16 protein-coding genes and 1 pseudogene are annotated in these 18,252 nt (G+C 63.2%); 11 read left to right on the top strand and 6 right to left on the bottom strand.

The features are described 5' to 3' along the window. Positions 1–14 precede the first annotated feature (14 nt). Positions 15–524, top strand: a complete 510-nt coding sequence (locus QZZ02_RS03680; protein WP_291842478.1) for a DUF6702 family protein — start codon at positions 15–17, stop codon at positions 522–524. Between the two features lie 6 nt (positions 525–530). On the opposite strand, the gene QZZ02_RS03675 is transcribed toward QZZ02_RS03680, so the two are convergent. From QZZ02_RS03675 to QZZ02_RS03660, 4 genes and pseudogenes are all read right to left on the bottom strand, one after another. Continuing rightward, positions 531–1,259, bottom strand: a complete 729-nt coding sequence (locus QZZ02_RS03675) for an SET domain-containing protein-lysine N-methyltransferase (RefSeq protein WP_291842477.1) — start codon at positions 1,257–1,259, stop codon at positions 531–533. A gap of 156 nt (positions 1,260–1,415) precedes the next feature. Continuing rightward, positions 1,416–2,147, bottom strand: a complete 732-nt coding sequence (locus QZZ02_RS03670; RefSeq protein WP_291842476.1) for a hypothetical protein — start codon at positions 2,145–2,147, stop codon at positions 1,416–1,418. A 602-nt stretch (positions 2,148–2,749) separates the two neighbouring features. Further along, positions 2,750–3,722: pseudogene (locus QZZ02_RS03665) on the bottom strand (caspase family protein). Between the two features lie 18 nt (positions 3,723–3,740). Continuing rightward, a complete protein-coding gene (locus QZZ02_RS03660; protein ID WP_291842473.1) occupies positions 3,741–4,112 on the bottom strand; it encodes a TIR domain-containing protein in 372 nt (123 codons plus the stop codon). A 197-nt stretch (positions 4,113–4,309) separates the two neighbouring features. Here QZZ02_RS03660 and lipA point away from each other — a divergent pair, with 197 nt between their 5' ends. Together lipA and QZZ02_RS03650 are read left to right on the top strand one after the other, a co-directional pair. Continuing rightward, a complete protein-coding gene (gene lipA, locus QZZ02_RS03655) occupies positions 4,310–5,287 on the top strand; it encodes a lipoyl synthase (protein ID WP_291842472.1) in 978 nt (325 codons plus the stop codon). 43 nt (positions 5,288–5,330) lie between these two features. Further along, the gene (locus tag QZZ02_RS03650; RefSeq protein ID WP_291842470.1) at positions 5,331–5,834 is read left to right on the top strand and encodes a type II toxin-antitoxin system RatA family toxin; all 504 of its coding nucleotides are present in this window, start codon (positions 5,331–5,333) and stop codon (positions 5,832–5,834) included. Here the strand turns inward: QZZ02_RS03650 and QZZ02_RS03645 are convergent. Both QZZ02_RS03645 and QZZ02_RS03640 read right to left on the bottom strand, forming a co-directional pair. Then, positions 5,802–6,302, bottom strand: a complete 501-nt coding sequence (locus QZZ02_RS03645) for a nicotinamide-nucleotide amidohydrolase family protein (RefSeq protein ID WP_291842468.1) — start codon at positions 6,300–6,302, stop codon at positions 5,802–5,804. The two genes, QZZ02_RS03650 and QZZ02_RS03645, sit on opposite strands and share 33 nt — an antisense overlap. Continuing rightward, entirely contained in the window at positions 6,299–7,462 is a 1,164-nt protein-coding gene (locus QZZ02_RS03640; RefSeq protein WP_366511489.1) for a bifunctional 2-C-methyl-D-erythritol 4-phosphate cytidylyltransferase/2-C-methyl-D-erythritol 2,4-cyclodiphosphate synthase, read from the bottom strand. The genes QZZ02_RS03645 and QZZ02_RS03640 overlap by 4 nt, the downstream gene beginning before the upstream one ends. Positions 7,463–7,542: 80 nt before the next feature. Between QZZ02_RS03640 and dusB the strand changes: the two genes are divergently transcribed. From dusB to QZZ02_RS03600, 8 genes are all read left to right on the top strand, one after another. Next, positions 7,543–8,541, top strand: a complete 999-nt coding sequence (gene dusB / locus QZZ02_RS03635) for a tRNA dihydrouridine synthase DusB (RefSeq protein WP_291842466.1) — start codon at positions 7,543–7,545, stop codon at positions 8,539–8,541. Next, a complete protein-coding gene (locus QZZ02_RS03630; RefSeq protein WP_291842464.1) occupies positions 8,538–9,587 on the top strand; it encodes an ATP-binding protein in 1,050 nt (349 codons plus the stop codon). Before dusB ends, QZZ02_RS03630 begins: the two co-directional genes overlap by 4 nt. After that, complete coding sequence (locus tag QZZ02_RS03625; RefSeq protein ID WP_291842463.1) at positions 9,584–10,849, top strand: response regulator; 1,266 nt, start codon at positions 9,584–9,586, stop codon at positions 10,847–10,849. The genes QZZ02_RS03630 and QZZ02_RS03625 overlap by 4 nt, the downstream gene beginning before the upstream one ends. 97 nt (positions 10,850–10,946) lie before the next feature. Continuing rightward, positions 10,947–13,136, top strand: a complete 2,190-nt coding sequence (locus tag QZZ02_RS03620; RefSeq protein ID WP_291842462.1) for a PAS domain-containing sensor histidine kinase — start codon at positions 10,947–10,949, stop codon at positions 13,134–13,136. Positions 13,137–13,139: 3 nt separating this feature from the next. Beyond that, positions 13,140–14,528: a sigma-54 dependent transcriptional regulator gene (locus QZZ02_RS03615; RefSeq protein WP_291842460.1), complete on the top strand. Its 1,389-nt coding sequence runs from the start codon at positions 13,140–13,142 to the stop codon at positions 14,526–14,528. 21 nt (positions 14,529–14,549) lie between these two features. Next, complete coding sequence (trkA, locus tag QZZ02_RS03610; protein ID WP_291842458.1) at positions 14,550–15,923, top strand: Trk system potassium transporter TrkA; 1,374 nt, start codon at positions 14,550–14,552, stop codon at positions 15,921–15,923. A 3-nt stretch (positions 15,924–15,926) separates the two neighbouring features. Continuing rightward, a complete protein-coding gene (locus tag QZZ02_RS03605) occupies positions 15,927–17,330 on the top strand; it encodes a potassium transporter TrkG (protein ID WP_291842457.1) in 1,404 nt (467 codons plus the stop codon). A gap of 10 nt (positions 17,331–17,340) precedes the next feature. Then, positions 17,341–18,186, top strand: a complete 846-nt coding sequence (locus QZZ02_RS03600) for a D-amino-acid transaminase (RefSeq protein WP_291842455.1) — start codon at positions 17,341–17,343, stop codon at positions 18,184–18,186. Positions 18,187–18,252 lie beyond the last annotated feature (66 nt).

The following is an 18,252-nucleotide window of genomic DNA, read 5'->3' as shown; positions in this document are numbered from 1 at the left end:
AGGGCAAGCGCCGCATGCGCATCACACTGACCCTCCTGACCGCATTGGCGGGGCTGTCGCTTGCGACAGCCCCGTCGCTTGCCCATCGCATGCATGCCGGCGTCACCGAGGTCGCCGTCAATCCGCGCACCGAGGAGATGGAGATCATCCATCGCGTCTATGCCCATGACCTCATGGAAGCCCTTGGCCGGAGCGAGCAGGATTCCGATGCCTATCTCGTCACCGAGGGCGGTCTTGCCGCCGTTGGCGCCTATGTCGGCCCGCTTTTCCGCATGGCCGGCGGCGAGGGCGATCTGATGACGCTGCACTATGTCGGCGCCGAGCTCGATGGCGAGTTTGCCTGGATCTATTTCACGGCCGACGTGCCGGCCGAACAGGCCAGTTTCATCGTCGATAATGACCTCCTCGCGGAAACCTTCGACGACCAGGTCATGATGACCAATCTGCGCTTCAACTCGCATGTCCGCACGGCCATGCAGGGCCCCGGACGCCGCGCACCGATCCGCCTCCGCTTCAGCGACTGATCCGCCTCAGACCTTGTGGACTTTGGCCGGGCAGCGGCACGCAAACGCGCCGGCGAGATCGCCTTCCGTGCGCGTATAGTCAAACGTCACTTCCTCGCCGGCGGCCAGATCCCGCAATGCCACCAGCGTCGGCAGGGCGGTCTCGCTGTCATAGACGATCCCGCAACTCGGCTCGCAGGCATGATTGACGAAATGCCCGTACCCCGTCGGCTCGACATGGCGATCATCATCGGTGCGGAAGGAATAGGGCGTCTGGCGCGCGCCGACCGGGCCGTCAATGCCCAGCACGGTCTCACCGACAGAGACGGGCGCGACCAGGACCGTGCCCCAGCCATGGGTGGGTGAGCGGTCGAGCCGTGCGGCCGGCGCGTGTGCCATGACATAGGGCTGGGCGGCGGTGCCGCCCGGACCGGCAATCCGCCCGGCCAGCGCCGCCCCGTGCCGCCGTGCCTCGGGCGCCAGATCGAGCATGACGCCCGCTTCGGCCGCGCTGTTTCCGCCTGCAAATTCAAGCATCAGGGCGAGTTGTGCGCCCATCAACAGCCCACGCGCCTCGGCCGGCCGCGCCACCCCGTCACGCTCGGCAATCCGGTCGGCCCGGCCTGACACCCGGCCATCCGCCTCGATCACGAGGGCCAGCCGGTCATAAAGCCGGCTCCCGTCGGCTGCGACATGAAAGCCGATCAGATGCACCGGCTCGGACGCCGATCTGGTAGCCCCAAAAAACAACGTCACGACCGAATCCCCCAACACAAACAACAAGGTGGCGCGAGGTTAGGGGATATATGCTGCAGTGCAAGGTAGCGCGGGGTGCATTTCAACCCTTCCCCGACGCGCTGCTGGTTCTGGGGGCAGACGTGCTTTGGAATACTCGCCCGATCCGGGTGTCGGTCAGTCCGCCTGAACGCCGCGCTCTTCGGCCAGAAGCTCGAGAATGACCGCGATCCGCGCCTGCAGGTAAACCAGGACGAGATGAGAGTTGTCCTGAATGACATAGGCGCCCTGCAGGGCATTCATGATGTCAGCATCTTCCAGCAGGACCGCGCGGTCGACAGCCTCGACCCGGCCAATCTGCGCAAAGGTTTCCGAGGGTTGGCCTGACAGTTCCAACCTCTTTGCGCGGATGATAACCCGCCCCAATTCGCTCATAGGGGTATGGATTTGTGAAAGCTGGCCGCGCAACAAGCTGATATAGCCGTCATAGGCATACAGTGCGTCCCGCAAGGCCTCGCTCCTGATCAGGCGCAGCCGGCCGGTCGATACCAGTTCCTGGAAGGCAACGGAGGGTCCGGGGGTCGACACCACGGAATCCACCAGGGCAAGGTCGGCGGCCAGGGTCTCGTCATCCAGCTGGCCGGCACGAATCCCGTTGATCAACCGACTGGTGACCTCCAGAAGCACCAACTGCCTTTCAATCCCGCGCTCGGTCAGCCCCAGTTTTTGCTCGAAATCCCGCTCCAGTCGCTCCAGCATGCTGTGCGTCTCGACCCGCTCCTGCCGCGCCTCATTCCAGTTATTGGCCTGCAGACCGATAAACACGCCGAACACTACGATCAGCGTTTCGATCACCACAGTAACCCAGTCCTGCTTGCGCAGGGCGATGGCAAGACTCCGCAAGATCATCGTTTCCCTCCAGGCCGGATCGGCCATGTTCCCACAAAGCGCGTTGCAGGCGGGAAAGCAAGGATGGGCCGGGTGAGGGGGGAAGCCAGGTGTCCGGGCTGTGCTTGGGCGAGCGCCATCGCCTTTTCCTCCCCACAGCGTGGGGAGGTGTCTTGGCGCGCAGCGACAAGACGGAGGGGCCGCCGCAGGCGGACTGCCACGCCCATCCCTCGCTGACGCTCGGCCCCATCGACCCGACGCTGCGCGCCGGCCCACTTCCCCACAAGTGGGGAAGAAAAGCACGGCACAAGGTCCTCGCCCTTGATGGGCGAGGTGGATCGCCCGCAGGGCGAGACGGAGTGGGTGACCTGCGCCAGACCCAGGAACGCTGATCCCCCGGCAGTCCCGCGCCCGCCATCAAACAATCGCGCCGGGCGCACACCACGCCCTAAACACCTTGCCGGGAGATCGCCGTATCCGGTCCTTCAGGTCAAGGGGCATGCCCGCCACGCGGCCCGACGGGCCCTTGACCTGAAGAACCGGATACGGCCCGCTGGCTGGCATGGGGCTTAAGGGGTGGGGTGTGGGCGCGAACGTGGTGGAGTCCTTTTTTGCCCAGACCCTCAGATTAGCGCTCCAGCAACGAGGCGACGATAGTGCTCACCTAGCACCGTAAGCTTGCATGACTTGCTTTGCATCGCAGCGTGCCACATATGCGGCGCATCGCACGGAACCACCAGATTCACCCGATTGAATTTTTGCAGAATTTTAAAAATTGCATTCTTCTCGGGGTCCGGTTCAACGTAGTCGGCCGCAGCCTTTTCGGCTTCTGATCGTTCTGGTTCAAAGGCTGGATCCAGCGCAAATTGATAGCCTGGACAAGGAAAAAAACTCCCCAATCCGCCGTAACTCCTCGAGCGGAAGGACCGGATTTGCTTTTCGCAGCGATACGAATGACTTCACATTTGTTTTGAATACAGGTCGCTGGGCCCACGGCCCTAAAGACTGGTCAATATGAGCATACACGGCACCTGGTGTCACGTCGCCGACAAGATTGGCGGCCGCGCCGGCTAGACCGTCTACGAGCAGGTCTGTGAAAACCCCCGCCCCGTTCACCTCCGATGCATATTGCTCTGCTGTAGAAGCGGTCAGGATAGTAACTCCTTCACTTAATTCGGAAATTGGTGAGAGTGCACTCTGACCGGCTACGCCGCTATGGCAGCTATCAAGCAGAATGATCCTATTACGAGCATTGGACTTGTTCGCTAACGTCATGATCTCGCTGAGGGCAAGTCCGTCGTCGCCGCTTGCGCAGTCTGATGGGCACAGATACCCACCCGTAGATTCAACATAACCGTGCCCAGCAAAGTAAAATAGCGCGGTCTCACAATCGCCCGCGAAAAGCTGTTTTACCGCCTCCCTTAGCTCGGTGCGGTCAAGCCCGTCAGTGCCTGCAAGAAGATTGACTCCGAAATTTACGCTACCATCGGCGTGACGTTCAAGTATGCCTTTGACTTGGTGAGCATCGTTCACACATCCATAGAGTGGGGAAATATTATTGTAATGATCTATGCCGACGATGAGCGCTTTTTTCATATATTTGTTTTTTCCGAGTTAGAGGCTATCAATAAATGCCGCGATGTTTGCCCAATTCCAAACTTCTGTATTTACGCCCTCAATATTCGCCCGATCATCCGTGTAAGCCCAAATACCGCGCACGGGAACACCCTCCTCTTTTGCACAATTGATCTCCCACTTCTGCCCGCTTGAGTTCAGAGAGTTTTTGCTAATAAGAGCAATAATTCCGTTTGATCGCTTGATCCGCGTTCGAACTTTGTCTTTCCAGTCTTTATCATAGGCCTTTTTGACCGACATATCGATATACTCAAATGGGGAAGAGTTATTGAGTGATTGACCCTTCAGGAAATCTCTCTGCTTCTCATCTTCAATCGCAAACGCGATAAATATTGTTTTTTTGTCCGCCATAATTTTCGACCTTCCACCAGATATGCAAGCTTAAGTAGCTATCAGAGCAGGCTATTGCAAGAAGTATCAGAGAAGTACGAATTCGTTTATTGTACCAAGTTTTCCGCTAGGCAGTCTTGAGTGGGCCGATCCACGTGCCCCACACACCACAGCCCCCCAACCTTGCCACAACCCGCTTGTCATCATACATCGCCCCCATGGCCAATCTGATCGACAATACGTCCCGTTCTGCCGCCTCCGAGGCGCGCGCGGCTCGCCATCCGGAGAAGCAGAAGCGGGCGGATACGCCGGTGCTGCGCAAGCCGGACTGGATCCGGGTCAAGGCGCCGGTGGGCAAGGTGTTTTCGCAGACCCAGAAAATCGTCAAGGATGGCGGTCTGGTGACGGTGTGCGAGGAGGCGGGCTGCCCCAATATCGGGGAGTGCTGGGAGCAAAAGCACGCCACCTTCATGATCCTGGGCGATACCTGCACCCGCGCCTGTTCCTTCTGCAACGTCAAGACCGGCCTGCCGGCCGCCGTCGATACGGACGAGCCGCGCCGCGTGGCCGAGGCGGTCGCGCAGATGGGGCTCAATCATGTCGTCATCACCTCGGTTGACCGCGATGATCTCGATGATGGCGGGGCGCAGCATTTTGTTGATGTGATCGAGGCGATCCGCGCCGCGACGCCCGCGACGACGATCGAGATCCTGACCCCGGACTTCCTGCGCAAGCCGGGCGCCGCCGAAGCGGTGATCGATGCCAGGCCGGATGTCTTCAACCATAATCTCGAGACGGTGCCGCGGCTTTATCTCTCCATCCGTCCGGGCGCGCGTTATTACCACTCGCTGCGGCTTCTCGAGCGGGTGAAGGAGCGCGATCCGGCGCAATTCACCAAGTCGGGCATCATGGTCGGACTGGGCGAGAGCAAGGAAGAAGTCATGCAGGTGATGGACGACATGCGTTCCGCCGGCATCGATTTCCTCACCATCGGCCAGTATCTCCAGCCGACGCGCAAGCATGCGGCCGTTGACCGCTTCGTGCATCCCGACGAGTTCAAGGCCTATGAGACGATCGCCCGGGCCAAGGGCTTCCTGATGGTCTCGGCGACGCCGCTGACCCGCTCGAGCCACCATGCCGGTGATGACTTTGCCAAGCTGCGCGCGGCCCGCGAGCAGATGATGGCGCGCGGCTGATTGAGCCGGGTCAGGTTGTCAAGGTCAGGGGCAGGGGGCAAGCATGGTCGTTGAGGTTCGCGAACGCCTGCGCCTGTTTCATGACGCCGGCGATCTGTTCGAGCTGGTCGGCGATGTCCGGCGCTATCCGCACTTCATCCCGCAGATCACCGCCATGCGCGTGCAGGACGAGCGCAGTGACGGCGGTGTGACCGAGCTCACCGCAGAAGCGCGGGTGCGCTATAAATTCGTGACCGAGCGTTTTACATCCAGGGTGCGGGCCGACCGGGATGCGCGGCGGATCGATGTCGGCTTTGTGGCCGGCCCGTTCCGGGTGCTGGAAAACCATTGGCGGTTTTTTGCCCTGTCGGACGGGTCCTGCCTGGTTGATTTTACGATCCGGGCCGAGTTCAAGAACCCGATCCTGCAAATCCTGCTGGAGAGCAATCGTGAGCGCGCCGGCCGGGTCCTGATCGAGAAATTCTCGGCCGAGGCCGAACGGCGCCATGCCCGCACAGGCGATCCGGCGCTCGATCTAGCCGAAGAAATCAACGCCATCGGCCAATAGGTCCAGCGCCGTCGCGACACTCGCCAGGCGCACCGCCTCGCGGCCGCGATCGCCAAAGCGGCGGATCTCGGTGCGGGTCGGCTTGTCGCGGCAGGCAAGGGCGAAATGGACAAGGCCGGCCGGCTTGTGCTCCGAGCCGCCCGGTCCCGCAACGCCCGTGATCGAGACCGCGATATCGGCGTTCGAGCGCAAGAGGGCTTCATCGGCCATGCGCCGGGCGACCTCGACCGAGACCGCGCCATTGGCCTCGATCACCCGCGCCGGAACGCCCAGCATCTCGGTCTTGGCGGCGTTGGAATAGGTCACGAAACCGCGGTCCACCACGTCCGAGGAGCCGGGTATCTCGGTCATCAGGGCCGCGACCAGCCCGCCGGTGCAGCTCTCGGCCGTGGCGATCATGACACCGGCGGTGCGGGCGCGATCAAGCAGGGTTTCCGCCTGTTCGAGAAGGGAATGGTTGAACATCATGATGTCAGTCTCGCTGTGACAATGGCCTGGGCGGCCAGGCCTTCGCCGCGCCCGGTAAAGCCGAGTTTTTCCGTGGTGGTCGCCTTGATATTGACCCGCGCCAGGGGCAGGCCGGTCAGCGCGGCGATCCTTGCCCGCATGGCGTCGCGATACGGGCCGATCTTGGGCCGTTCGGCGATGATCGTCAGATCGGCATGGACCAGCGCGCCGCCGGCTTCGTCCAGGAGCGTCAAGGCATGGCGCAGGAAGGCATCCGAGGCAGCGCCTTTCCATTGCGGATCGGAGGGCGGGAAATGCTGGCCGATATCACCGGCGCCCGCCGCGCCGAGGACGGCATCGGTCAGGGCGTGCAGGCCGGCATCGGCGTCGGAATGGCCAACAAGGCCCAGCCCGGCGCGGATCTCGATCCCGCACAGCCACATCAATTCAGCCGGCTCGAGCCGGTGCACGTCAAACCCCTGGCCGGTAACGCTGATCGTCTCGCTCATGACCTGTCTTTCTGCCCGCGCAAAATCGGCTGACGTCGTCAGCTTGAAATTCTCCGCCTCGCCGGCAATCAGCGCAACCTCGCCGCCCGCTGCCCGGATCACCGCCGCATCATCGGCCAGGGCGGTGTCACCGAGTTGCTCGAAGGCTTCAAGCAGCGGAGCGAGATGGAAGGCCTGCGGCGTCTGTGCCGCCTGCAGCGCGTCCCGCGAAACCGGTTCGCCCATTTTTGGGTCCGTGTCGCCCTCGGTCCGGAACAGGGCATCGGCGACCGGCAGGGCGGGGATGACTGCCGGATGGGCGTCCAGCGCCCCGATCAGGCGTTCGATCAGGGTCCGGCTGACAAAGGGCCGGGCGGCGTCGTGGATCAGGACCGCCTCGGCCCCGGCGGCGCGGGCGGCCTCCAGACCGGCGCGGACCGACGCCGTCCGCGTCGCTCCGCCCGGGATTGTATCCAGTTTCGTGCCGAGTTCCGCCTCGACCGCCGCGACATGGTGCCGGTCTGCCGGGTTGACCACCACGAAGACGCCGACGAAGACGCCATCATGACACAGACGATGAAGCGTACGGGCCAGCACGCTCTTGCCAGCCAGTTTGCGATACTGTTTCGGCACGCCGCCACCCGCCCGCTCACCACGACCGGCGGCAACAATGACAGCAGCGATCTTCATCAACAGGCCTCGTGGATTGCCGCAGCGCAGCATACTCGCTAGCCTTCGGGCTTACGCCGCCCAACGAGGATTTGTCCAGCCGCATGCGCTTTTCGATCGACCGCCACACCATTGAAATCCCGACCATACTGGCGCCCATGTCCGGCGTCACGGACCTGCCGTTCCGCCGGCAGGTCCAGCGTTTTGGCGCCGGAATGGTGGTCTCCGAAATGGTTGCTTCCGACGCGCTCGCCGCCGGACGGCGCGACATGATCCGCAAGGCCGCCCTCGATGCCTCGCTCAGGCCCTGTGTCATCCAGCTCGCCGGCCGCGAAGCCCGCTGGATGGCTGAAGGGGCACGGATCGCCGAAGACGCAGGCGCACAAGTCATTGATATCAATATGGGTTGCCCGGCACGTCAAGTGACACGCGGCCTGTCCGGCTCGGCCCTGATGCGCGATCTCGACCACGCCATGACCCTGATCGAGGCCACTGTCGGCGCCACCAGCCGGCCGGTGACGCTCAAGATGCGACTGGGCTGGGATCATGCCAGCCTCAATGCGCCCGACCTCGCACGCCGCGCCCGCGATGCCGGGGTCCGCCTGGTCACGGTGCATGGCCGCACCCGCCAGCAATTCTACAAGGGCGAGGCCGACTGGAAAGCCGTTCGCGCTGTGGTCGAAGCGGTTGATATCCCTGTCATCGTCAATGGCGATATCCACACCGTGAAACATGCCCGCGACGCACTCGACCAGTCCGGCGCCGCAGCGGTGATGATCGGCCGCGCTGCCCAGGGAAGGCCCTGGCTGTTGGGCGAGATCGGCCGCGAACTGGTCGGGCAGGGCGGCGCGGGAACGCCCTGGCAGGACAAGATCGACGCCCTCGGCGAACAGTTCGAGGACAGCCTTGTCCTTTATGGCGAAGGCCTGGGCATCCGCATGATCCGAAAGCATTTTGCCAGTTTCTGCGATGTCGAATGCGGCGCTGGCGACGCAGACTGGGTGCGGGCGCAACGCGCCAGCCTGTGCCGCTCGGACCGGCCCGACGATATCCGCGCGGCGCTCGATGGCTTGCGTCATCTCGACGGACGCGCTGTCGCATGACGCCGGCGATTGCTCCCGGCGCGGCGCAATTGGCGGCCGACCAGGCGGCGATCCCCGTCCTGGTCTTTTCACCGGAAGCGCGTTGCCTGTGGGCCAATACCCAGGCCGAGGAATGGCTGGGCCTGTCGATGCGCCACATGCGCAAGAGCCGGTTCGGGACCCTGTCCGCGACCTGCTCACATCTCGCTGACATCATCGAACAGGCCTGCAGCGCCCGGCGCACGGTCGTCGCACTGGGCCGCATGCTGGGTGGAAGCGGGCCCTTCGACGTGCATGCACGCTGGTCCGATGAGCATGGCCAGCTCATCCTCTCTATCCTGCCGCACCGGGAAGTTGGCGCCAAGGCTTCCGAGGCGCCGGCCCTGGGATTCGGGCGCATGCTGGCCCATGAACTCAAGAACCCGCTGGCCAGCGTGCGCGGAGCCGCGCAGTTGATCCGACGTGAAACCGATCTCGACGGCGCGCGCGACCTGGCCCGATTGATCATCCAGGATGTCGACCGGATAACCCGGCTGGCCGATCACTGGAGCCGGGTCGGTGATATCCAGCTGGGTGCGCAGACGGAAATCAATCTGAACCTGCTCGCCGTCAGCGCGATTGACAGCCTCAATCGGGCTGACACCGCCACCAAGGGCGTGCTGAAAGACAATTTCGATCCGTCCCTGCCCGCCATAAGCGGCGATCCGGACCTGCTCATGCAGGCAGTCCTGAATCTGCTGCAAAACGCTGTCGACGCTGTAAAGCCGGACCCGGGAGCAGAAATCGTCGTGGAGACCCGTTTCGACGCCGGCCCCAAAAGCCGGACGGGCGGCAATCCGACCCCGTTGGTTCTGTCTGTGCGGGATAATGGGCCGGGCATTCCCGAAGCGCTCGGATCAGGTATCTTCACCCCTTTCGTGACGACCAAGCCGGCGGGTGAGGGGTTGGGGCTGGCCTTTTCGGCCCGCATCGCCGCCCTGCATGATGGCCAGATCGACTTTGAAAGCCAGCGGGGGCGCACAGTTTTCAATATCCGCCTGCCGATTGCCAAAAAGGACATGCCGTGACCGCCCGAATTCTACTCCTGGAAGACGATGAAAGCCTGAAGCTCATCCTGTCACGGGCGCTGGGCACTGCGGGTTACCAGGTTCGCGCGACCGCCTCGCCGGACACCGCGCTCAACTGGATCCGCAACGGCGAAGGCGATCTCCTGCTCGCGGACGTGCTGCTCGACGGCACGAATTTCCTTGAAAATCTGGGACTTGTTTCGCGCTTGCGGCCGCAGATGCCAGTCATCGTGATGAGCGCCCAGGCGACGGCATCAACGGCAATCAACGCGGCCAAGGGCGGGGTATTCGAGTATCTGCCCAAACCTTTCGATCTCGATGACATGATCTCGGCTGTGGGGGCTGCGCTCGGCGATGAGGCCAAGACCGGCCGGAGCCGTGCGGCCGAAGAGCCCACTGGCTTCATCGGTCAGTCCGCCGCGATGCAGTCCTCGTTCAAGGCGATTGCCCGCGCCGCGACGAGCCAGGCGCATGTGATGATCACCGGCGAGCCCGGTGTCGGGAAGCGCCAGGCAGCCGAGGCGCTGCTCCGTGCCCGCGGGATTTCGGCGGATGATGCCGTGGTCGTGACGCCGTCCAATACCGCGACGGAAATATTCGGCTCAACCCAGGCCGCCCGCCAGGTCGTCTGGCTGCGGCTGGAAGAATGGAATGCGGAACAGCAGCGCGCCGCGCGTGACGCGCTGGATGCCGGGATCGGCCGGGTCATTGCGACCGCGTCCCAATCCCCTGATGCCGGCCTCGATACGCGTCTGGTCGCGCGCCTGTGCGAATGCGTGATCTCGGTACCGCCGCTGCGCGAACGCCGCAGCGACATACCGGCGCTCTGCGATGCTTTCCTTGGCCAGTTCTCCCGTCGCGACAAGCAGGACGTCGTGCGCCTGTCCAAGGACGCGGTGCAATATCTCCAGGGATCGGCCTGGACCGGGAATGTCGTTGAATTGCGCTCCGTCCTGTCACGTCTGTCGCTGGCCACCCGTGGCCGGGTAGCCGGGCTGGATGATGTTCTTGTGGCGTTTTCCGCTGATGCCGGCGACAGCCGTGAGGAGCTTGATGTCCACGCCAATGCCATCGCCGCCCTGTCACTGAGTCGCGAGAATGCCCGCAATGTCGCGATCGATGCCGTGGACCGGGCCTTGTTCGGTCAGGCGCTGGATCGTTGCGGCGGCAACCGGTCACGGGCTGCTGAAATGCTTGGCCTGAACCGCAATACGCTGGCCCGCAGGCTGGCCGAACTGGATGGCGAAAACGCCGATATGTGACCCATGCATCACGGGTGTTGATTGTGTGCAACATCGGAGTAATGATGCGCATCTGCAACACGTGAGCACACACTTGCCGAATACTGCATCGAAGCCGTTGATACGTAACATCTCTCCGCGTTCCGCGGCGCTGTTCGGTGTCGGCTTCGTCACGTCAGCGATTTTCCTGACCATCGCCGCGACAGGCTTGCTCGGCGATAACGGCCTGATGCGGCTCAGCGACAGGTCGGCGACCGCGTTGCTTGTTGGCAATGCTGTGCTGATCCTCGGGCTTGGCGCGGTCGTCGTTGTGCGTTTCGTGCGCCGGGTCCGGGCACGACGGTTTGGAGAACCGACCCCGCGTCTCCACCTGCGTTTTGTTGCCCTGTTCTCGCTCGCCGCCGCAGCGCCGGCCGTTCTGGCCGCCTTGTTTCTCGGCGCTGTCCTCAATCGCGGCGTTGATTACTGGTTTGGTGAACGCATCTCGACGGTCGTGGACGGTACCGCGACAGTGGCGCGGGAGATCTATGAGCGCGAGACCACCGAAGCTGGCTACAAGCTCGCCGCCATGGCCGAGGCCCTGAACCAGCCGGACGCGGTCGACGCCTTCAGCACCAGCCGAATCCAGTATGTCTGGGGACTCAGCTCGCTCGCAGCCGAGCAGCGTTTTTCCGCGGCCTATATCGTCGATGGGCGGGGCAATCTCCTGGCGCGCACGCGTTTCCAGGAGAACGAGCCCTATGTCGCGCCATCAACCCGGCTCTACGAGCTGGCGGGCGATGGCGGGGTCGCCGTGTCGACACCGGAGTTCACGCCGGTCGGGACGGATGTCGTGCGCCTCCTGCATCAGCTGGAAGGCTATGATGACGCCTATCTCTACGCGTCGATCCCGATGAATGTTGACCTGTTCCGGCAAATGGAGGAGGCCCGTGTTGCCCTGCGCCGGGCCGACGAGCAGGAAGACTCGATCCGGCAGACCTTCTTCCTGCTCTATTTCGAGGTCGCGGCCCTGATCCTAATCGGCTCGGTATGGCTGGGCCTGAGCGCCGCAACCCGCGTTGTCACGCCGATTTCCCGCCTTGTCGCGGCGGCGGAACGGGTGCGACGCGGCGATCTGGAAGCGCGCGTCCAGATGGGGCGTGATGATGACGAGATCGCCGCGCTGGCCCGTGCGTTCAACCGGATGACACGGCAATTGCGCAGCCAGCGGCGCGAGTTGATCGAGAGCCATGCCGAAAGCGAGCAGCGCCGCGCCTTCATCGAGGCCATTCTCGCCGGCGTGCGTGCCGGGGTTATTGGCCTGGACAGGGACGACAAGGTCACACTGATCAACCGGTCCGCCATCGGCATGCTGTCGCCGGGATCGGACGATCAGATCGGAACCCGGCTGGACGACATCACACCGGCACTCAATGACCTCGTCCAGGAAGCACGTCGCCGGCCCGGCGCCGTCGCGGAAGCCCAGATCGACCTTGAAACAGCGGATGAGCAGATCCGGCACATCACGGCGCGCGCTTCGATGGATGAAGAAGCCGGACTCGTTATCACATTCGATGACGTGACCCGGCTGGTGACCGCGCAGCGCAATGCTGCCTGGCGCGAAGTTGCCCGCCGGATTGCCCATGAAATCAAGAATCCGCTGACGCCGATCCAGCTCTCGGCCGAACGGATCAAGCGCAAGTATCGCGCCGAGATCCACAGCGATCTCGAGACATTTGACCGTTGTACCGAGACCATTATCCGCCAGGTCAGCGATATCGGGCGAATGGTCGACGAATTCTCCTCCTTCGCCCGCATGCCGCAGCCCAAGGTCGAGGAAGTCGAGCTGGGCGAGCTGACCAAGTCGGCGGTCTTCGCACGGCGGGTCGCATCGTCCGGGATCGATGTCCGTTTCGACAAGCCGGCCGAGCCGGTCCTCGGGCTTTGTGATGCGCGTCTGTCCGGGCAGGCGCTCGCGAACATTCTCAAGAATGCTTCGGAAAGCGTTGAAGCGCGTATGGAAAAGGACGGTCGTCCCGGCTCCATCTCGGTCCAGTTGGCTGAACGCGATGGGTTCGCCGTGATTTCGGTCACGGATGACGGGCTGGGCTGGCCGACCCCGAACAGGGAACGCCTGACCGAGCCCTATATGACGACGCGTGAAAAGGGGACGGGGCTCGGCCTCGCCATCGTCAAACGCGTGATGGAAGACCACAAGGGGCGGCTCGAGCTCGATTTGCCACCCAGCGGATCAGGCGCCGTTGTGCGGCTGATATTCCCGCTCGCCGAGCTGCCCGAACAAGAACTTCAAAGCATACAGGAGGCCTGATCCATGGCGCGCGACATTCTGATCGTGGATGATGAGGCAGATATCCGGGAGCTGATCGGCGGCTTGTTGGAAGACGATGGCTATGAAACGCGCGAGGCCGCTCATGCGGACGGGGCGCTGGCCGAGATCCGGGCCCGCAAACCATCCCTGGTGATTCTGGACGTGTGGCTCCAGGGCAGCCGCCTCGACGGGATCGAGCTGCTCGACGAGTTCCGCGCCATCGACGCCAACATGCCGGTCATCGTCATTTCCGGCCACGGCACTATCGAAACGGCTGTCGCCGCGATCCGCAAGGGCGCCTACGACTTCCTGGAAAAGCCGTTCAAGAGTGACAAGCTCCTGCTGACCGTGACCCGGGCACTGGAGACCAGTCGCCTGCGCCAGGAAAATGCCCAGCTGAGAGCGCGCAGCGAAGCGCAAAGCTCGCTGATCGGGGTTTCCAGCGGCATCGTCCAGGTCCGCCAGTTGATTGATCGGGTGGCCCCGACCAATAGCCGTGTGCTGATCCGTGGTCCGTCCGGCGCCGGCAAGGAATTGGTTGCCCGCCTGATTCATGAAAGCTCGCCGCGCGCCCAGGCGGACTTCGTGGCCGTCAGCGCGCCCGGCATGTCACCGGACGGCGTCGAGGAAGAGTTGTTCGGTCGGGAAAACGAGGACGGCAGCGTCAAGCATATCGGCCTGCTCGAGCGGGCCCATGGCGGCACGCTCTATCTCGACGAAATTGCCGACATGCCCAAGGACACGCAGAGCAAGCTGCTTCGCCTGCTCGTTGAACAGCGTTTCCGCCGGATTGGCGGCGCGGCCGACGTCCAGGTCAATGTGCGGGTGATCTCATCGACCGCACAGGACCTCGCCGGCCGGATCCAGGGCGGCCTGTTTCGTGAAGATCTCTACCACCGCCTGGCGGTCGTCCCGGTCCAGGTGCCGCCGCTGGCCGATCGCCGCGAGGATATCCCGCAACTGGTCAGCCATTTCGTTGACCGGCTGACCGCCTCCGCAGGCCTGCCGCGCCGTCGCTTCGGTGACGACGTGATGGCGGCCTTGCAGGCGCATGGCTGGCCGGGCAATGTTCGGCAGTTGCGCAATAATATCGAACGCCTGCTCATCCTGGCGACCGGGGCGCTGGACGAACCGATCACGCTGGAATCGCTTCCATCGGAAGTCGTCACCCGGGAAAATCAGGATGTCGGGTTTGACGCCGAGAAGATGATCGCCTTGTCTTTGCGTGAGGCGCGGGAGAATTTCGAGCGTGAATATCTCAAGGCCCAGATCGATCGTTTCGGCGGCAATATCTCGCGCACGGCGGCCTTCATCGGCATGGAGCGCTCTGCCCTGCATCGCAAACTCAAATCGCTCGGGGTTGGCAGCCCGCAACGTGAAGGCGCGGCCTGACGCCAGACGAATGGATATCTCATGAAAGCGATTGTCTGCGGAGCAGGGCAGGTCGGCGTGGGGATTGCCCGCGCCCTGGCCCGTGAGGGGAATGCGGTCACCGTCGTCGACTGGTCGACCGAGCTGGTTGACAATGTGGTCACCGATCTCGATGTGCAGGGCATTGTCGGCCATGGCTCCCATCCCGACGTTCTCGAACGCGCCGGCGCTGCCCAGGCCGACCTTCTCGTCGCCGTGACCCATTCCGACGAGGTCAACATGGTGGCCTGCCAGGTCGCCCATTCGCTGTTCCATACGCCGATGCGGATTGCCCGCGTGCGGGCGCAGAATTATCTCGACCCCGCCTGGGGAGACCTCTTCTCGACCGGTAACATGCCGGTTGACGTGGTGATCTCGCCGGAGCTGGAGGTTGGCCGTGCCATCCTGCAGCGCGTCGAGACGCCCGGGGCTTTCAACACGGCGGTTTTCTCCGGCGGTCGGGTTCAGCTGCTCGGCCTGCGGCTTGACGAGAACTCGCCTGTCGCCGGTTCGACCACGGAACAGGTGATGGAGCTGTTTCCGGATCTCCGCCTCGCCGTGGTTGGCGTACAGCGCGAACAGACACTTTTCATTCCCAAGCTTCACGATCCCTTGCTGGCCGGTGATGATGTCTATGTCGTCACGGAAAGCCGCCAGGTGAGACGCATCCTCGATATTTTCGGCCGCAGCTCGGAACAGATCCGACGCGTTGTCGTTGTCGGGGCCGGCAATATCGGTGTCTATGTCGCCCGCGCGCTGGAGCGAGCAGGCGGCGTCAAGGTCCGTCTTATCGAAGCCAACAAGGCCCGGGCAGAAGCTGCCGCGGAACGCCTCAAGAAAACCGTTGTCCTGCATGGCGACGGGCTTGATGCCAAGCTGATGCGCGAAGCCGGCGTTGCGGATGCCGAACTGGTCGTTTGCGTGACCAATGACGACAAGGTCAATATGCTCTCTGCCGTCATGGCCAAGCGGGAAGGGGCCGAGCGCGCCCTGTCGCTGATCAATGACCGCGCCTTTGAAAGCCTGCGGGATGCGCTGGATATCGACGTGCTGATCGATCCGCGGGCGACGACCGTCTCGACCATCCTCCAGCACATCCGGCGCGGCCGGATCACCGGCCTTCAAAGTCTCGGCGGCGGTCAGGCCGAAGCGCTGGAAGGCGTCGCCCTCTCGACCTCACCGCTGGTCGGCAAGCCGCTGGACGAGCTGGAACTGCCCGACGGTGTTGCACTGGGTGCGGTGGTGCGGGGCGACCGGGTCATCCTGCCCTGCGACGAAGGCCGGATCCGCGAGAATGATCGCGTCCTGCTGTTCTGCAATACGGCGCTTATCCCCAAGGTCGAGCATCTGTTCCGCGTCAGCCTCGAATATTTCTAGGCCATGACGCCCGTTGCCTTTCTCCGACCGCTCGGCGCGCTCTGGGTTCTCCTGGCGGGTGTGGCGCTGTTTGCGGCCTTTGTTGCGGCCGCTGTCGGCGAACCGCATCTGGCGCCGCTGTTCGGAACAACGGCGCTGATCGCCTTCATTCCGGGCATCTTTATCCTGTCCGCCACGCGGGGTCTCAAGTCCAAGGCCAGCGCCCTGGACGCGCTGGGCCTGGCACTCCTGTCATGGATCACCGCCCCGGCCATGGCCGCGCTGCCATTCTGGCTCACCGGCTATTTCGATCCGCTTGACGCCGTGTTTGAAGCCTATTCTGCTGTGACGACAACCGGGGCCACGCTGTTGCCCGCCGATGATTTGCCGCGTTCGCTGATTTTCTGGCGCGCCATCCTGGCCTGGCTGGGCGGTTATGCCTCGTTGCTGCTGGCTATCGGTATATTTGCGGCGCTCGATCGCGATGTCCCGGCAATCCGCAAGTCGGCGCTTTTGACGCTGCGATCCGACAATGTCTTCTCGCATCTGCCACTGGCTGCGCGTCGCATCGGCATTATCTATGGCGTCCTGACCTCGCTGATCTGGCTCGGCCTCCTGTTCGGCGGCAACGGGCTGTTTGCCTCGTCCGTGCTGGCGATGAGCGCGATTTCGACCAGCGGCTATACGGTGACCGATGGCGGGCTTCTGGCCACGATCGGGCCCATCTCGACGCTGTGGATCGTCATCGGCTGCCTGGTCGGATCACTCAATGTCGCCTTGTTCTGGGACGTCATCCGCGACCGCTCCGTCCTGAAGGACCCGGATATCCTTGGCATCAGCGCGTTGATCATTGGCCTGGGCCTGTTTTTCATCCTGGCCCGGCCCGGAACGCCGTTTTCCGATTTCATTGACGCCGCCTTCATCGTCTCGACCAGTGGTTTCTCGGCCGGGGGCGGGGTTATTCCGGCCCTGGCTGCCTCGATATTCGTCGCGCTCATCGGTGGCGCGGCCGCTTCCACGACCGGTGGCATCAAGGTGTCGCGCATTCTGCTTCTGTGGAAGCGCATGGGCGCCGAGCTTGCCGTGCTTTCAGACCCGCGCAGCGTCATGCCGGTCAGCTTTCGGGGGCGCCGCGTGCATGAGACGGCCCTGGTCGGGATCTGGGCCTATGTCCTCGCCTTTGTGGCCTCGATCGGTCTTGGAACCATGGCGCTGGCCGCGACCGGGCTGGGCTTCGAGGATGCCTTCCTGGCGATGACGGCGGCGCTCGCGAATATCGGCCCCTTGCTGGACCAGTCGCATCCTTTGGCAAGCTGGACCCAGGTGCCGGACCAGAGCAAGCCGATCCTTATTTCAGCCATGATTCTGGGGCGATTGGAGGTGCTCGCCGCTGTCGCTGCGGTGTGGGCGCTTTTCATCAGGAAGTGACGAAAAACCGATGCGATATGCCTATGTCAACGGGCGCTTCTGCCGCCATGGCGATGCCGCCATCCATATCGAGGACCGCGGTTTCCAGTTTGCGGATGCGGTCTATGAAGTCTGGAGTGTCCGCAACAGCCAGCTGATGGATGCAGACGGGCATTTCAGTCGCCTGTCACGGTCACTGGGTGAATTGCGGATCCCGGAGCCTCGCACGCGACCGGCACTGGAACGGGTCATATGCGAACTTCTGCGCCGCAATCGGCTCCGCAACGGGCTCGTCTATCTGCAGATTTCCCGCGGCCAGGCGCGGCGCGATCACGCATTCCCGAAAACCCCCATCACGCCAACGATCGTACTGACCTGCAAACGGCTTGATTTCGTGGCGGCTGACGCGCGCGCCGAAGCGGGAATTGCCGTGATCACCGTGCCGGATCAGCGCTGGGCACGCTGCGACATCAAAACCGTCAACCTGTTGCCAAATGTCCTCGCCAAGCAAGCCGCGCAGGAGGCGGGGGCCGTGGAAGCCTGGCAGGTCGATGCCGCCGGCTTCATCACCGAGGGCAGCTCAACCAATGCATGGATCGTCACCAAGGCCGGAAAACTGCTGACCCGTCAGGCCGATCACGGCATTTTACATGGCATAACGCGGGCTCGAATTCTCGAATGTGCTCAAAAGCTTGGGTTGGAAGTCGAGGAGCGCGCCTTCACACCGCAAGAGGCAAGAGAGGCCCGCGAGGCTTTCCTGACCTCGGCGACGTCTTTCGTGACTCCAGTGGTTTCCATTGACAACCATGTGATTGCAAACGGACAACCGGGCTCACTGGCAAGCGCGCTGCGCGAGGCCTATCTCGCCGAGGCATGAGTGCACGGACGAGCTTCCCATGCAAAATGAAGTGGTTGCAGGGAAAGGCAGGGGCTGTATACCCTA

The sequence above is a fragment of the Maricaulis sp. genome, assembly GCF_015665295.1.
Lineage (GTDB): Bacteria > Pseudomonadota > Alphaproteobacteria > Caulobacterales > Maricaulaceae > Maricaulis.
Note: the sequence above shows the minus strand (reverse complement) of the source record. Positions and strands in the feature narration are given on the sequence as shown.

Bases quoted from the DNA above. Each gene is read 5' to 3' on its own strand.
- QZZ02_RS03680 (WP_291842478.1), top strand. From the start codon at position 15: ATGCGCATCACACTGACCCTCCTGACCGCATTGGCGGGGCTGTCGCTT.
- QZZ02_RS03670 (WP_291842476.1), bottom strand. From the start codon at position 2,147: ATGATCTTGCGGAGTCTTGCCATCGCCCTGCGCAAGCAGGACTGGGTT.
- QZZ02_RS03660 (WP_291842473.1), bottom strand. From the start codon at position 4,112: ATGGCGGACAAAAAAACAATATTTATCGCGTTTGCGATTGAAGATGAG.
- lipA (WP_291842472.1), top strand. From the start codon at position 4,310: ATGGCCAATCTGATCGACAATACGTCCCGTTCTGCCGCCTCCGAGGCG.
- QZZ02_RS03650 (WP_291842470.1), top strand. From the start codon at position 5,331: ATGGTCGTTGAGGTTCGCGAACGCCTGCGCCTGTTTCATGACGCCGGC.
- QZZ02_RS03645 (WP_291842468.1), bottom strand. From the start codon at position 6,302: ATGATGTTCAACCATTCCCTTCTCGAACAGGCGGAAACCCTGCTTGAT.
- dusB (WP_291842466.1), top strand. From the start codon at position 7,543: ATGCGCTTTTCGATCGACCGCCACACCATTGAAATCCCGACCATACTG.
- QZZ02_RS03630 (WP_291842464.1), top strand. From the start codon at position 8,538: ATGACGCCGGCGATTGCTCCCGGCGCGGCGCAATTGGCGGCCGACCAG.
- QZZ02_RS03615 (WP_291842460.1), top strand. From the start codon at position 13,140: ATGGCGCGCGACATTCTGATCGTGGATGATGAGGCAGATATCCGGGAG.
- trkA (WP_291842458.1), top strand. From the start codon at position 14,550: ATGAAAGCGATTGTCTGCGGAGCAGGGCAGGTCGGCGTGGGGATTGCC.
- QZZ02_RS03605 (WP_291842457.1), top strand. From the start codon at position 15,927: ATGACGCCCGTTGCCTTTCTCCGACCGCTCGGCGCGCTCTGGGTTCTC.
- QZZ02_RS03600 (WP_291842455.1), top strand. From the start codon at position 17,341: ATGCGATATGCCTATGTCAACGGGCGCTTCTGCCGCCATGGCGATGCC.